Below are 336 nucleotides of genomic sequence, written 5' to 3'. Positions count from 1 at the left end.
CAGCACCTTGATACGGGCCGCGTCCTCAAGCTCGCCATTGCCGGCCAAAACGGTGAGTACCCGCTGGACTTCGCTGACGTAGGTCGTGATTTCGGCGCGCCGCTCGGGTAAGTGCGAGAACGGGCGCTGTTTGATTGCCGCGATGTCTTGTTCGAGCACGCGCGCCATCTCGCGCACGAACGGCTCGGCCGGCGGCATCAGTTTTGCCGCCAGGGCGTAGTCGCGCGCCTCCACAATGGCCGGCATGGCAATGAGCGCGCAGTCGGCGGCAAATACCGGCGAGGCTGCGGCCAGCGCCTTGTAGAACTGATAGGTCGCCGCCGTATCGCCGAGTTC

1 protein-coding gene is annotated in these 336 nt (G+C 65.2%); it reads right to left on the bottom strand.

Features of this window, described 5'->3' with window-relative positions; genetic code table 11:
• Positions 1-336 (bottom strand): hypothetical protein (locus tag F2P45_RS34840; RefSeq protein ID WP_166882729.1); only part of this gene is annotated, 336 nt, incomplete at both ends.

This window comes from Massilia mucilaginosa (assembly GCF_011682145.1).
Classification (GTDB): domain Bacteria; phylum Pseudomonadota; class Gammaproteobacteria; order Burkholderiales; family Burkholderiaceae_D; genus Telluria_A; species Telluria_A mucilaginosa.
Note: the sequence above shows the minus strand (reverse complement) of the source record. Positions and strands in the feature narration are given on the sequence as shown.